The organism is Geobacillus sp. YHL (genome assembly GCF_022341265.1).
GTDB lineage: Bacteria > Bacillota > Bacilli > Bacillales > Anoxybacillaceae > Geobacillus > Geobacillus thermoleovorans.
Genome location: NZ_JAEIGB010000014.1, coordinates 1 through 14,969 on the forward strand (window position 1 = coordinate 1; position 14,969 = coordinate 14,969).

Annotated in this window: 12 protein-coding genes and 2 CRISPR repeat arrays; all 12 genes read right to left on the reverse strand. The window is 47.6% G+C overall.

The window, feature by feature from the left end; all coding sequences use genetic code 11:
• The first annotated feature begins 1 nt into the window (after position 1).
• Positions 2-968: direct repeats of the CRISPR family, unit length 30 nt; unit sequence GTTTCAATCCCTCATAGGTACGATAAAAAC.
• A 181-nt stretch (positions 969-1,149) separates the two neighbouring features.
• Positions 1,150-2,292, reverse strand: coding sequence for a type III-B CRISPR module RAMP protein Cmr6 (cmr6, locus tag JCR24_RS12165; RefSeq protein ID WP_238980706.1), 1,143 nt, complete (start codon positions 2,290-2,292; stop codon positions 1,150-1,152).
• Positions 2,293-2,304: 12 nt separating this feature from the next.
• Entirely contained in the window at positions 2,305-2,709 is a 405-nt protein-coding gene (cmr5, locus tag JCR24_RS12170) for a type III-B CRISPR module-associated protein Cmr5 (protein WP_025039256.1), read from the reverse strand.
• Between the two features lie 14 nt (positions 2,710-2,723).
• Complete coding sequence (cmr4, locus tag JCR24_RS12175) at positions 2,724-3,626, reverse strand: type III-B CRISPR module RAMP protein Cmr4 (RefSeq protein WP_238980707.1); 903 nt, start codon at positions 3,624-3,626, stop codon at positions 2,724-2,726.
• Positions 3,626-4,756, reverse strand: a complete 1,131-nt coding sequence (locus JCR24_RS12180) for a type III-B CRISPR module-associated Cmr3 family protein (protein ID WP_238980708.1) — start codon at positions 4,754-4,756, stop codon at positions 3,626-3,628. Before JCR24_RS12180 ends, cmr4 begins: the two co-directional genes overlap by 1 nt.
• Positions 4,753-6,393 (reverse strand): type III-B CRISPR-associated protein Cas10/Cmr2, encoded by a 1,641-nt coding sequence (cas10, locus tag JCR24_RS12185; protein WP_238980709.1) that lies wholly within the window; start codon positions 6,391-6,393, stop codon positions 4,753-4,755. The genes JCR24_RS12180 and cas10 overlap by 4 nt, the downstream gene beginning before the upstream one ends.
• Entirely contained in the window at positions 6,390-7,292 is a 903-nt protein-coding gene (locus tag JCR24_RS12190; protein ID WP_238980710.1) for an RAMP superfamily CRISPR-associated protein, read from the reverse strand. Before JCR24_RS12190 ends, cas10 begins: the two co-directional genes overlap by 4 nt.
• Entirely contained in the window at positions 7,292-8,632 is a 1,341-nt protein-coding gene (gene csx2 / locus JCR24_RS12195; protein WP_015373845.1) for a TIGR02221 family CRISPR-associated protein, read from the reverse strand. The genes JCR24_RS12190 and csx2 overlap by 1 nt, the downstream gene beginning before the upstream one ends.
• Before the next feature lie 2 nt (positions 8,633-8,634).
• Positions 8,635-9,834: a CRISPR-associated protein gene (locus JCR24_RS12200; RefSeq protein WP_370643340.1), complete on the reverse strand. Its 1,200-nt coding sequence runs from the start codon at positions 9,832-9,834 to the stop codon at positions 8,635-8,637.
• 622 nt (positions 9,835-10,456) lie between these two features.
• A CRISPR array of direct repeats spans positions 10,457-12,211; the repeat unit is 30 nt; unit sequence GTTTCAATCCCTCATAGGTACGATAAAAAC.
• 181 nt (positions 12,212-12,392) lie between these two features.
• Complete coding sequence (gene cas6, locus JCR24_RS12205; protein WP_238980712.1) at positions 12,393-13,139, reverse strand: CRISPR-associated endoribonuclease Cas6; 747 nt, start codon at positions 13,137-13,139, stop codon at positions 12,393-12,395.
• Between the two features lie 36 nt (positions 13,140-13,175).
• A complete protein-coding gene (gene cas2, locus JCR24_RS12210) occupies positions 13,176-13,439 on the reverse strand; it encodes a CRISPR-associated endonuclease Cas2 (RefSeq protein WP_238980713.1) in 264 nt (87 codons plus the stop codon).
• 10 nt (positions 13,440-13,449) lie between these two features.
• A complete protein-coding gene (cas1b, locus tag JCR24_RS12215) occupies positions 13,450-14,451 on the reverse strand; it encodes a type I-B CRISPR-associated endonuclease Cas1b (RefSeq protein WP_238980714.1) in 1,002 nt (333 codons plus the stop codon).
• Positions 14,452-14,454: 3 nt separating this feature from the next.
• Positions 14,455-14,964 carry a CRISPR-associated protein Cas4 gene (cas4, locus tag JCR24_RS12220; RefSeq protein WP_238980715.1) on the reverse strand — a complete coding sequence of 170 codons (510 nt, stop codon included), beginning with the start codon at positions 14,962-14,964 and terminating at the stop codon, positions 14,455-14,457.
• Between the last annotated feature and the right edge of the window lie 5 nt (positions 14,965-14,969).

Sequence of the window (14,969 nt, forward strand, 5' to 3'; positions counted from 1 at the left end):
AGTTTCAATCCCTCATAGGTACGATAAAAACCTGAAAGAAAAGAACATCAACGAGTACATCCCGACGGTGTTTCAATCCCTCATAGGTACGATAAAAACGGATAAGAAGAAGGGAGCCATCTGTGATATGGGCGTGTTTCAATCCCTCATAGGTACGATAAAAACCATCATAGGTGATATATTGCCCATATCGATCCATTCCAGTTTCAATCCCTCATAGGTACGATAAAAACAATTTTGCGGAACGTACAGAACCTGTTGGCCGAGCAGAGTTTCAATCCCTCATAGGTACGATAAAAACTGCCAACAAGCCGTCAGAAATCTTGGTGAAGGAGGCAAAGTTTCAATCCCTCATAGGTACGATAAAAACGGAACTATACACAGCAAAAAAAGATTTAGCTGCCGAAGTTTCAATCCCTCATAGGTACGATAAAAACTACACTTCATTCATGTTAATGTCGTTTCCAATCGAGTTTCAATCCCTCATAGGTACGATAAAAACAAAAAGCAACGCCGCAATTCACGAACCTTACTTATGTTTCAATCCCTCATAGGTACGATAAAAACAAAAAATAAAAAGACAGAAGGAAAAATGGTATGACGTTTCAATCCCTCATAGGTACGATAAAAACACGGCATTTTCGATGATTTCGTCGAGATTGCCGTTTAGAGTTTCAATCCCTCATAGGTACGATAAAAACGTCTAAAAAAGATGGTAGGCACACTATATGTAAAGAATGGTTTCAATCCCTCATAGGTACGATAAAAACGGTCAGTCGATCAGCTTGTTTCACCAAAAGCTCACGGTTTCAATCCCTCATAGGTACGATAAAAACATTTTAGGCGGTGATAATACGTGGCGAACGAAACGTGTTTCAATCCCTCATAGGTACGATAAAAACGTTAACATGACGTATGTGATCGGATTGGATCACGGGGTTTCAATCCCTCATAGGTACGATAAAAACCCCAAACCATGCGCATCAAATCAAGCTTTTTCCCTTTGGGTTGTTTCCAGAATATCACGTTTCAAAAATTCTGTCAATACAGTTCGGCCGTGATGGCTGTAGGATTTTTGGCGCAAAAAACATTGTCGTCGATCCCCCGGGATTTTTGCACGATTGGGGGTCGACGACAATCGCAAGACCCTCACTTTTCCTCCAACAGTTGTTGAAGTTTGTCCATTTTTTGCTTTTGCTTTTTGCTGACGGCTTTTCCCCATTCTCCGATGCGTTTCCAATACGCCTGCAACGCAACGGCGGCTTGTTTGTTTTGCTGCTCGATCACTTGTTGGTAAAGGCTATCCTTGCTTCGCTGCCTATCCGTTTCGCTGTCAGTCAACCGTTCAATTTCGGCCACCAACCGTTCTTCGGGGGAGAGAAGAGCCAGCCTTGCTCGTTCTTCTTCCTCGCGTCTCTTTCGCTCCAACATATCCTGCTCGATTTTCCGGCGCTCAAGACGGGCGCGTTCTTTTTGCACCATTGGGAGGAATTCCGTTTCTGTCACATCGTCCACCTCAGAAAATCGACCATATCCCGAAGATGTTTTCGAACCGATCCCCCATTCCATCAACGCCTGTTTGGTATATAACGATGCTGCCTCTAACAACCGGGTAGTTTTTTCATCGTCTCGAAAGCCATGAGCCGTTAAATAAATGTCCACCTCTGCAGCCATGACCGTCCAAAACGAAACGGGAACAGGTTTTTGATTATCTGTCGCAGCGTTTTTTCCCTCATAATACTCCTTCATATGTACAGCGAGCACATCCTTTTCCAACCGCAAGCCATCGATGAGAAAGATATCGTAAAACTGCACCTGTCCTTTATTGCCTTGCGTCCCAAAAATCGCACATCCATCTTCATGCTCGCCGAGCCGTTTCTCGTCCCCTTCGCAATACGCCTCGATAAACCAATGGCGCACAAGGCCTTTCAGACTGGAGGCAGGAATGTAAGGAAGACCGTACACGGGGTGGATCGTCAATGACGTCTCGCGAACATGCCCCGCGCCCAGTCCGTGGACAATTCGACCAGAGAGGCGGGCTTTCAGCTTCTTGACTCCCCCTGTTTGCGCCCATTCCACCATGGCCTGTTCTCGCTGCGCCCGCAGCTGCTCGCCAACCTCTTTCAGCTCTGGGAGAATCGGGGCGGATTTCAACTGTTTCGAAGGTTCCCACACTTTTTTACGGTCATTCCACCGATGCTCAATAAAATAATGGAGATGGTACGCCAAATGCCCGATCGATTTATTGGCCTTTTGCACGACTTCTAGGGTGTCCTTTGGATGAAAAAGCATGCCCTCCCCTCCTTACTCTGCCGCCTTTGCATCGTCTTTCGCCATCCCGTCGGCAAACTTGCGCATCCAATCTAACAGCGCCATGGCTTCCATCGTCCATAACCGGTAATCAGCGCTCGATAAGTTGACGACAGCCTCGACGAGTTCTTGGTTTGCCGATGAAAATTGATCCGGAAACTGTTCCCTCATCCATTTTGCGAGGGATTGATAAATCGCCTTGTATTCCTTCCCTTTTTGAAAACAAAACGCCAATGCTTGTCCGAGACCGTTGACTTGAATTAAGGACGGCATTTTTTTGACGTAAGAACGATAGTTTTCGAAGCTTCCTCTCAATCGTTCTTTTGCCTGTTTCACTTCTTGAAACGCAAATGCGGCTCGCCCGTTCTCAATCCCCACACGCTTCACGTTTGTTTCCATGGCTTCTCCTCCGTTCACACCCAAATCGTTCTCATCATTCCGCGACCTAATGTACTGTTCCCGCCAAGCTGAAAGACGGATGGAAATTTGTTTTCATTCAGAAAGTACCGTTCAATATCCGCAGCCTTCGCAAGACCGTCTATTCCGTCTCCCCGTACATCACCAATGTAGAGGAAACTGTAAAAAACCGTTTCTGGCGGAACATTTTCCTCATACCAGAGCGCACCGTTGTCAACGGTCCCTGTCTCCGTTGAAATGCGAATGCGCGCGTTAATTTCGGTCGACAATTTGACGAAATCCGTGAAATCGTCATCGGAGAGAACAACGAGTCGATCTACAAGACGCAGGCGGCAATGCTCCCCAAGGAGGGCGGCAAGTTGTTCCGCCAGCTGTTTCGCTTCAGAAGAGACGGTGACCGAAAACGCATACTCCTCCAACACAATGCGTCCATTGACCGCCATCAACCGGTCGGAACTGACCGTGTTCGGTGCGGGCATCGGAAGAAGTTGAACTTCTTTCCCGATCGATTGCTGATGGACGCTCATCTCTTGATTCCACCGCTCAATCACAAACGGGCACGTAATCCAAGCAAATACGCCGCGAAGCGATTTAACCGGAAACAGCAAAACACGTGCATCACTCAGAGCAATGGCGCTCGCTTGTGTGACGCTTTCCTGTCCTTTGTCCGCGCCGAAAATCAGTTCAAGCTTCTTCCGTTCAGGATTCTTCCCATCTTCAGGAAGCGACTCTGTCATATGATATCGAAGCGCCCCTTTGAGCGAGGAGCTTTCGATTTTTGGAAATCCTGTATGCTTCTCTCGCTGAATAGGCAAGTCGACAAACCCGATCTCGCTCCCGCTCCCCGCATGGACAGACGTAATGGCATGCATAAGAAAAGGCCGTACGATCGAATACATTACAACTCCTCCTCGCTTTCTTTCGCACTCGTGATCACCGCAAACCCAAACCCTTCCTCCGCCCCTTCATCAGTGAAATGAACACCGTCAAGGGCAGAAAAGACATGGGGCAAATCATCATCCCGCTCGATCTTCACGTAAATGACAGAACCCGCTGGAACCATCCATTTTCGCGGTTTTGGACGATGTCGGACGATGTCCCATCCTCCGTACAACTCCGGTCGTCCGATGGAAGCGGCAAGCCATGTCACCACCGCTCCGTTCGGCCATGTCCACCGATCACCGTCCATCGCAATCGGACGAGAGCCGTTGGCGAAAATCGCAGGGGACAAAAAGATAATCTTTGCCAGCCTCGTCCGCTCGATGTCTTGTTCAATCCTCTTTTTCTCGTCCGGATTCCATATACGAAGCATTTCCGGCTGCTGGCGGACAGACCACGGCCGGTTTTCCCCGCCGATCCGAGCCCACTTGACATCAGAGAAATCCGGTCCATCACCGACGAAAGCGACAAGGGACGCCCCGTCTACAAAACGCCCTTTCGCCACCCGGTATAAAAGCCCCTTTTGGGCTGTTCGGCTGGACGTGTCGAGTTGAATTCCCACCTTATCTTCCCGAGCGATGAACGATGACAATGAACAAAGGGAAGAGATTGGCTTATTCTCAAGAAGCGCCTGCTTCCATTCCTCCATCGGGACGTAATAGTGCTGCGGACTTTTCGTTTTGTCACGCCGCGAAGAAGCCAGACGCCACATCGAAGCAGATGATGAAGGCTTTCGGTCTTTGACAAGCCGCAATGGATACGCTTTGAGCGATTTTTCCTCCTCTATGACTTGATAATCAAAGGGCAGGGGAAAGAACAAGACGTCTTCTTTCGCCAGCGTGCAATAATGGAGACAGAACTGCCCCCGCTCTGTCGGGGTGCCCATCCATCTCCTCACCTGTTCATCACTGCCCCTCGCAAAGTCGTCAAACGTGCTGTACGCATAAATGTACGCCGCCCGCAGCGCGCCGTAAATCGTATTCGGGCGCGGAGGGAATATCGACTCCATCACCGTCGCCTCCCCCGCTTGCGTCGCATGATGGTTTTTAAAGAAAAACGTGTCTACCGGTGTCAAGACTAATTTTGTCATTGCCCGTTCCCCTCGCTCCGTTTGAAAAAGGTCAATATCTTTAACAGATACAAAAAGTCATAGCCGCTGCGAACCGCTTCATGCAAAGACAAAAGAACTTGCGTGTGATGGGCGATCTCTTGGGCGCTCAGATGGCTTCCCTCTTTTACAGACCGCTTAAGCAAACGCCGAAGCTCTGTCGCGAGCATGTCGCCATTCTCCCATTTAGGGCAGTGCCGCTCATGCAGCAGCGGGGCAAACGCGGAAGCGAAATGAAAAATAAAGTTCGGCGACAGGGATGTTTTCAACAGATTAATCCATTGATCCAATAATTGTGAAACCTTCTCTCCTCCAATCATCCATGGGAGAACCGCTTCCGAAATCTCGCCAGAGCGGGTGTGAAGCGCTAAAGCAAGGGCGTCCTTTCGCTGCCCCGTCTTGTCGTTGGAATACTGTTTCGCCTTTTTCTCCAACGCTCTGACAGTGTTAAGAACGAGATGGAGCGGCGACTTTTTGTGAGCGATGACCACGCCAAACGAGGCGGTCGCTCCATGACCTAATCCTTTCCGTTCATCGCCAAACGCCAATCGGAGCTCCTCAGCCGCTTTCAGCACCGTCTCGGTCGGCAGGAAGGCAAGGACGTCATCCCCCCCTGCATAAACGAGCTTGCCGCGGCACTGTTCTTCGACAATCCGCGGAACGATTTCCTTCGCAAACCGGGCCAGTTTTTGGCTCGTTTGACTATACTCCTCTTTCCGTTCCCCGGAGAACCATTTCCCCATGTTGTCCCCATCCATCATGAGCACAGCGTAATAATCGCCCGCTCCGATCTCGAGAACAGACGGAAACGACAAAACCGAAGCGCCAAACAAAGCGGAGAAGTAATCGCGGGCCACCCGTTTGCCTAAGCAAATGCCGCATAAAAATTCGTTGTCCTTGATTCGTCCCGAGCGGCGGTCGTCTTCTTCGCCTCCAGCTCCTTGAAATTTCTCCGCCCGCCGCTTCCAAAGGTGGAGCGTTTTCCGCTTGATCTCACCGTAATGATCCGTTTCCTTGATCTCGGCAAGCCGCAGCGCCTCCCTTTCCTTGCAGACGGAACAAACAAGGCCGAATTGGGAAACAGGAATGTAATGCTTCTCATTTTTCAGCGCCCCCAACCGCCGTTCGGCGCGTTCACGCACGGTCCGGAACGAAGCGGACGGCTCATACGGTTCAGCGACCCAGTACACTTCTAAAAACGACTGCACTTGCTGTTCCACCATCATCTCCAGCCATTCATACTCTTCGGCAGTGAGATGTGGAAACACGCGTCGAATGGCTTGAAAGCAGAAGTCCAGAAACACTTGGCGAACATTGTCCTCCACTTCGCGCAGCCAGCCGCCAACCTTTTCTTCTGTTCCCTCCATCACCACCGTCACGCGGTTCGGGATCGAAGCAATGCGAAAATCCCGCGCAGATGGCGACCGCAACTCCTCCCTTGTGACGAGCGGATAGACGACTTCACAGTTGGCATCCAACTGGTAAAACTGTTTGATCGCCTCTCGCACCAAATGGGACAAAATATAACTTCCGCTCCAAAAATCTTCCGTTTTGCGGGCTGAAGCGATAAACGACTGCACAGGCCCGACCGTAAAAATGACGATATAGCGATTGGTCATACCCTCACCCCAACGATCTCTAAAAACCGGTTTCGATCTCGCTCATAGCGCGGCTCGCTGTAGCGCGAGTCATGGTTTCTCACTTCTGTTACAATCGGATAGTAGCGGCCTCCGATTTTTCTCACCGTGCACCATAATGGGGAAGCAAGCTTTTGGCTTCCTTGCACGAACCCAAGGCTCCCGTAGCGGTTCGCTTCATGCGACGCCCTGCCAAACGCCTTCACCACTTCCGCCGCGCTCTCTTTTCCTTCTCCAACCCACACCGCGGACAATACCGGATGAGGTGTTGCGATGTCTTCACGTCGTGCCACAAGGCGGCCGTGAGCCGCAAAGGAAAACGCATCCGCCGCCCCGATGCGTTCGAGCGTCATACGCAAACTTTCACCGTATTCCTCAACGTGATCCCATTGATGCCCCGTCCATTGGACAGCTCCAAACCCGCGGCGCGACCGCTGTCCGAAGCTGGCGAGGTGAAGCATATATTGAAAGTGCCAATCATATTGCGCCAATCGCTCTTGATGACGCTTCCGCACCGAGAGCGTCACGGTCACCTCCCCGCCGGCAGGAAGCGCCGGAACAAACGTTGGAGACGTACGATGCGGCAAAATATTTTCCTTCTTTGTCCCTTCCATCGCTCTTGCCAACGTTAGATGGACAGGCGATTGCTGCTTTGTTTTCCTCGTGCCGCCAAACCACTCTTCCTCCTTGGCAAGCAACTTTTCGTGATGAGGTTCATCCTGCAGCGTCCGCCACCAGTACCTCCATACCCCTCGCAACGACGGAAGGCGAAACTCCGCCTTCTCCCTCGGATCAGCGCCGTGAATGGCGGCCGGCGTCAAGAGAACAAGCGGATATGACGACTGAGCAACAGCTGTTACCCCGCTTTCCTGATAGGCCATCACGCATTCTCCTTTGAGATTTGCATCGTTTTTGCGAGCGCTGACATACGTTCAAAAAACGCACCAAGTTCTCGGAACGACTGCTCCGCATCAGGCCAAAACTTTTCCGCCTTTAGCGGTTGCGGCCGCGCCCCAGCATGATTGATGTCGTTGCGCCGCTCCTTAAGCGTGCTAAATCGTTTTAAGTCGCCCTTATAAGGAGACAAGAAATCGATTATTTGTTCAACCCGCTCTACGGAACGAACGCGCCATTCCTCTTTCGGAATATCTCGCAATAAAATTTCAATAGCCGAATGAACATCTCCCCGGGCCTTCTCATTCCGCAAATCAAGCCCCAACACCCGGCAAACGGCCGTCACCGCATTTTCCTCCAACATCGTCAGCGCCTGCTGAATCAATCCGTGGTCCAAACACCAACGCACAGCCTTCCAACTGTTCATGATCGGATCATCATCAAACATCGCATACTTTTTCTCCATCACATCCAACAATGGGACAAGCGGTTTAATCGCTTCCGCCGACGCTGAGCGAACGCGGCCGAGCTGTTCATGAAATTTCTGCACTTCTTCATCGATTTGCAAGCTTCGGCACGTGCGGATCACTTTTTCCGTCTGATCAAGCTGCTTCGTCAACTGATTTAATTCTTTCACTTCGTTTCGCATTGTCTGGCTCGAAGACGGATTGCGGAACACTTCGCTGTTTTCTTTCGCGGTCAGCGCCTGGATGATGGAGGCATCCCCCGTGCGCAAAAATTGATCGACCCCGTTCGTCCAATCGAGCAGCCTCGCCATGCTTGTCAAATTGACAATCGGCGCCAACCGCCGTTCTGGAGGCAACTGTTTGACATCGGCTGGACGCCCAAGCATTTCAAACCAGCCGTAAACGATCGCGCCAATGTCCGTTTTTTTCACAAAGCGGGCGTAGTTCAACACGATGAGCGCGACAAACGGGATGGAACGGAAACTGTGGGTGATGTCAAAATAAATCGTATCCCCTTCCCGAATTTCATTCAGAATGCAGTCAAACAACCGCCAATTGGCCTGTTCATCCTGACGGCTTTCCATTTCCACGAGCTTCACATTCGCCTCAGGAGCGATGCGCTGAAAAGCGGTGATCAAGCCCTCCAGCCGCTCCTCCCCTTTGAAGCGGTCTCGCCCATTCCGCTCCCGCGCTTCTTTCGTCGCAAACACCACCACATCCATCGGTCCATCCCCGCGAAACAACTCATACACCGCTGTCTGGATAAAACGCGTATAAGAAGACGATTTGCCCTCGTATGTGTAATAACAATATTCATAATCGCTCAATCCAAGAAACGACAACAATACCCTTCTCCCCACGCTTATCTCCCCACTCCCGCCAATTGTTTCGTGATATCGATAAACTCAGAATCCTCTTCATAAATCCCTTTTCCTCTTTCCGCTTCCCGCTCATATCGGTTATGGTCAAGCCATAAATAGTTGGCATACAAGCAATCTTCTTTTTCATCGTATCGGTAAGCAAGGCGAAACGCCGTCTGTCCGTTGCTCGCTCCTTTGTACAAGTGATATTTCACTTTTCGGACATCAATCGTTTTGAATGACTTTTCGTGGTACAAAACGCCCATGTCTCCCTCTTCATGCTTCAGCTTTTTTACCAGCTCCCGCATTTGTTGGTGCACAAACAGCAACTGGTGATGATTGTGTTGCAACATATTGGCGACTTGTTTGGATACAAGGTACGTGGTCGCAAACAAATGTTTATATTTTTCATGTTCAAACAAAAATTGTCCAAATGCACTTAAATACACAAGACCATCCTCTTGCTGGAACAAAGACGGATATTGAAGAATACATTGTTTTTCGCGGTAAGAAAGCGAATCCGCATCAACCATGTCCTTTTGGCATTTCCGCAACAGATCAAAGTGATCATGAACAAATTGCTCATCAATATGTATCGGCACAGGAGGAATCTCATGTAACACTTGGCCGTCCTCATGCATATAAGCTGTCGGATAGTGCAGAAATGCCCCGACGATGTAGCCCAACGATGTCATCACTTTATACCCGCCAATCGGCGCAAAACAAGTTGTTGACGGTTCCCCGTGGGAGAGAGCATCCGCCACCTTCCACATGTACTCTCCCAATGTCTCCTGCATCCGTCTCGGATGGTTCACATCAACGTCCACATATATAATGCGGACATTTGCTTGAAAGTCCTCCTCAAGCAACCTCGTCAAGATGGCTTCCACAATCCGTCCCCCAACCGTTTCCGTCACAATGAGAACGACCGTCGGCCTTTCCGCCAATTTCCCTTGTCTACGAAGTTCGTAAATCATCGAATATTCCGCCGACACACGATTGGGATCTCGGGCGGCCTCATGAGCAAACTGCCCGGCATGGCGAATCCATTGATCAATTTTTCGTTGTTTTTCCTCGTCGATGTTGGTCGCGCTCAACCAAGGACGAATCTCCCCCATGATTTCATCCCGATTCATCGAGAAAACGTTCCTGTTTCCTGTCAGCAACGACACACCACACGTTACAACAATATGCTGGTACAACCGCCCTTCCCCTCCATATTTCTTTCATCTCAGGAAAATATAGCTATGTTTATATCAATTATATCCTATTTTTCAATTATAGAGGAGGATATTTTTAACAATTTCAAACATTTTCCCACTGAAGAGACGGGTGAAAAACGAATTTTCCACCCAACTTCGCGAAGGCGAATGGAAAATAACAAGGGCCCTCGAAAGTAAAAGAGCGTCTCTTCCAGCTGGTTTTTCCGTTGCTTCCCCCTTTTAAGGAGCGACGCAAAACAACGTCGGAGGACGAAACACAAAAAAAGAATCCCCTGCTCAGAAGGGATTCCCTCGATCGAAAGATGCCGCCAACATAGATCGCTGCCATCTTATTTTTTCTCCCGTCACTTAGAAAGGCAACCCGTGAGACTAGAAATGCCTTTGCCCAACTTAGAATGCTGTACTGCCTGTTCCGCAGGCGCCCATCCGTTACGCACAATGCTTCATCACCGCAAACGAAGCAAATGAGAGATGTGGTCTGAACTAACTCTGCGATAACAACGAGCCCCCCATCACACCTGCGCGCGAAGATGGAGAGGGTTCAGTTCCTTGTGGATACGATAAAAACATCATAGATTGGCTTGACCGCCGCAGGCAAAAAGTTTCAATCCCTCATAGGTACGATAAAAACGTTGGAGGAAAAATTAGAAAGCCTTGAAATGTATCTGTTTCAATCCCTCATAGGTACGATAAAAACTTTTGAGATCGCGCGAGCATTTCTAGATTTGGATTGTTTCAATCCCTCATAGGTACGATAAAAACGTTCCGGCGTCAGCTGATACGTCCGCACCGTTGTGTGTTTCAATCCCTCATAGGTACGATAAAAACGCTTCTTTGAAGACAAAAATAACTGGATCTTCTCGTGGTTTCAATCCCTCATAGGTACGATAAAAACGCGGGAAGTATCAGCAATTTTTTCAAGCTCTTCAAAATGTTTCAATCCCTCATAGGTACGATAAAAACACACAAATTCGGAGCAACGGCGAGGATTAATCGGTATGTTTCAATCCCTCATAGGTACGATAAAAACGTTCCAGGATTACGTTACGAAGGCGGAGTTTATCGGTTTCAATCCCTCATAGGTACGATAAAAACGATCATGCGCATGTTTAACCACTCGTCGCAGGCTGGTTTCAATCCCTCATAGGTACGATAAAAACTGAAGTATATAGCTATAGATACGACAGACACTTTGACGGTTTCAATCCCTCATAGGTACGATAAAAACCTAAGTCTGAAGAGAAAAAAGAAACGCCAGCCAAAGTTTCAATCCCTCATAGGTACGATAAAAACATTTGACGCGGAGCTTTGGCAAATCGGACAGGGGTGTTTCAATCCCTCATAGGTACGATAAAAACTCTTCCAAAACCGGAGTACAGTTGGCGTCATCTTTCGTTTCAATCCCTCATAGGTACGATAAAAACAAGTGGAAATGAGCCAAGAGTGTGTGAGCTTGGAAATGTTTCAATCCCTCATAGGTACGATAAAAACTTTGAAGGGATTTTCTGATGTAATATGATATTGAGAAAGTTTCAATCCCTCATAGGTACGATAAAAACGAGGTTGAAACGTTCGCCAATGCTTATATGGCGTTGTTTCAATCCCTCATAGGTACGATAAAAACGCTCTATCACTCTTTCCAATCTTTGGTTATCCAATCCATGTTTCAATCCCTCATAGGTACGATAAAAACCAAGAAATTGCTCGACACATTCAAATTGTCGCTAAGTTTCAATCCCTCATAGGTACGATAAAAACAGGAACGTTGCTAACTTTTTCCACTTTGGAATCTTCGTTTCAATCCCTCATAGGTACGATAAAAACGTGTCGGTGATCGAAAAGAACCGTCCGCAGAGGCATGTTTCAATCCCTCATAGGTACGATAAAAACCAGCCAGCGCGCCGCCAACAAATGCCTTCAATACGTGTTTCAATCCCTCATAGGTACGATAAAAACTGTCAAACTTGTCTATAGCTTCACTGATGGATTAGAGTTTCAATCCCTCATAGGTACGATAAAAACATTGGTCGAAGTCACGGGCATTTACCGGTATTTGAGTTTCAATCCCTCATAGGTACGATAAAAACACGGAAGAGCAAGTCAAGGCATTCCGAATCGCGGATAAGTTTCAATCCCTCATAGGTACGATAAAAACGGAAAAATAGAGTTCTATGCCGTTCTTTTCATCGTGTTTCAATCCCTCATAGGTACGATAAAAACCTTCATCGTTTACGAATTTATTATGAGTTTCCTTATCGTTTCAATCCCTCATAGGTACGATAAAAACTGATCGAGGAACGAGAGAAGCCCATCGTGGAGCAGATGGGTTTCAATCCCTCATAGGTACGATAAAAACCCCAAAAATGCTTGTTGCATCAAGCATTTCGATCTAGCGCTGTTTTCAGAATACCACATTTCAAAAATTCTGTCAATAACCTTCAACCTCGATGGCTGTAAGTCTGAACCACCAAAAACCATTGTCGTCGATCCCCCGGGTTTTTTGCACGATTGGAGGTCGACGACAATCCGTGACTCGTTTATCCACTTTTGAGGCGAAACATGCCGAATCCTTGTGAATTTCGGCCACCTAGACCGACATGATATAAAAATGTCAACTGTTCTGGCGAAGAACAGAGGCGGTAATAGCCAAGCCATCCTGTAATATATATATTCTTGAACATCGTCACCACACGATGACGATGATGAACGTGAATCGGCTCGATCAACAGTCTTTCCGTCGGCGGAACACCGTAGTATGCTTCATATTTATGACGGAAATTCAATTCAATCAGGTGGGGGAACACCTCATCATCGGGATCAAAAAATTGCGTTTTCTTTCTTCCATCGAACGTTTCATATGTGCTATATACGGTCAATGGAGAGAGCATGACAATGTTCATTTCGTTTTCGCGTATGTCGATGTTCTCCATTTTGACACTTTTCACTTCGATCAACTGTCCGTAAAGCTCAATCTCTCTCTGCAACAAGAATCGCTGCCCAAGTTGTTGAGTCAGTTCTGGGAGAACGGTGTCGATATGCCATTGGAAATCCCCCAAAAAATGAATTGTTTTCCTTTCTCGATTCACTTGATGCGTTCCAAATAAACGGCTAAATGTGAAGAGTTTAAATGACCGTTTCCCGTGACGGAATCCTTTGTCATGCAAAAACGCGGCTAATTGTTCATTCTCTAACGAACGGTACAATAATCCTTGCAACAAATGCTGATAATGCAGCGGCAAGGAAACCGTCCCTTGCCGTCCGCTCATGGTCACTGTCAATCTCATGTTTTTTCCTGCCTTCCTTAGTGTATACCATTTGACTTATAGAATGAATTCATCTCCACCTTTTTTCATCCCCATTTCTTCCCTTTTTGAATACTTTTGCGTGCGAAATGTGTAAAAGATGACTGAATCCTCATCAGGATCCATAAGTTGTCGCAATTCCATTTTTAATTTTTCGTAGTTGGCTGACGTAATTTCTCCTTCGAATACAGAGTTTTGCACCCAATGGAGATATTTGCGGGCAATTTTCAATGCTTTTGCCACTCGCTTTTCGTTAAAATCATACACGAGAATCACAAACATATGACTCCACCTACCAGCGGGCTGCATACGGCTCGTACATTTTTTCACCAAGGATGTGCTTTTGGACTTTATACAGCTCAAGTCGAATCAAACGGCGATAGGATACAGACTTGCCAAGATGACGATGCTGGACTGTTGTCTGCATTTTCTTCTCAAGTTCACTGACGAACAGTTTTCTTCCTTCTTCATTCAGCATAATGCCGTTTGTCAACTTCTCAAAATGTTTACTGGACAGCATTTTCTTATTCACTAATGCAAAGATCAAGCGATCTACAATGATCGGCTTGAAAATTTCCGCGATGTCCAAGTTCAAGGAAAAACGGCGAAAGTTCGTACTGTGCAAAAACCCGATGCGCGGGTCTAGATATGTCTTATAAATCTCACTGAGGCACATTGTATACACAATCGAATTTCCAAAGCTGATCAGCGCATTTAAACGGTTATGTGGAGGACGCTTTGTCCGTTTCTCGAACACAAAGTCCGGATGGCGAATGATGGAATCAAACGATGCATAGTATGCCTCGCGAATATGACCTTCTGCCGCCATTAACTGCTCCACCGTTTCCGCCTGATCAAGCTTCGCCTCTTCTTGTTCAATCGATTGCAGCGCCTTTTCCAATTCCTCTGGTTCGGAAAGACGAGGGCGGTAATATTTTAGCACCCGCTCCATTTGACGGATGGAGCCTTGGACAAACAGACGGGCAAGTTCCAACCGTTTTCGAGGATCAAGATAATGTTCCGCCTGCTTCAATACGACATGACCTGAATTCAAGTGTTCCCGTGGATAAAAAGAACCAACGTAATACCCGTAATGGTTAAAGTAATGAACGATGATTTCCTTTTGTGCGGCAAACTCCAAAAATCGCTTCGAAACGTCCACCTCGCCAAAAATATAAATGTCATTCGTGTTTTCAACAGGAATATACCGCTTGCGCTCTTCCGTTTCGAAATAGAGACTATTGTCTTTGCGGCGCAGTTCGCCATTTTGGAAAATATACAGCGTTTTCTTCATGGTTTATTCCTCCGCCCAACAATATTCACGGTAGGCACATTTACCACAGAATGAGATCTTTTTTGGCGGTGGCGGCACAGGCATTCTCGCGATGCGACGGATGTCTGTAATGGCGCGTTCCAACTCACTTCGCGCTTCTTCTGTCCATTCGACTTGCTCTTTCTTCCGCTCTTTCGGAAACAACAATTCTCTCTTTGCCTCAATCCCTGCCTGCCTTAATGTATCTAAATAGTACAGCAGCTGCATTCGGGCGCTTTTAGAATAACTGGACGATTTTTTGACTTCTCCAATAACCAGTTCGCCATTTTCCTGACGAATGCGGTCGATGACAATATGGCCGATCGATAGCTCTTTTTTATCCCTGGCATAATAAGTTTCAGAAAGAAATCGTCCGATTTCCAATGCTTCGTCTTCTTGATCGGGGGCAATTTGATGTTTCATCAACCATACTTCACGCGGACAAATGTAGTAGTACCAAATATCCGTGCCGGTGACAGGCATTTCATACTCCATTGAAC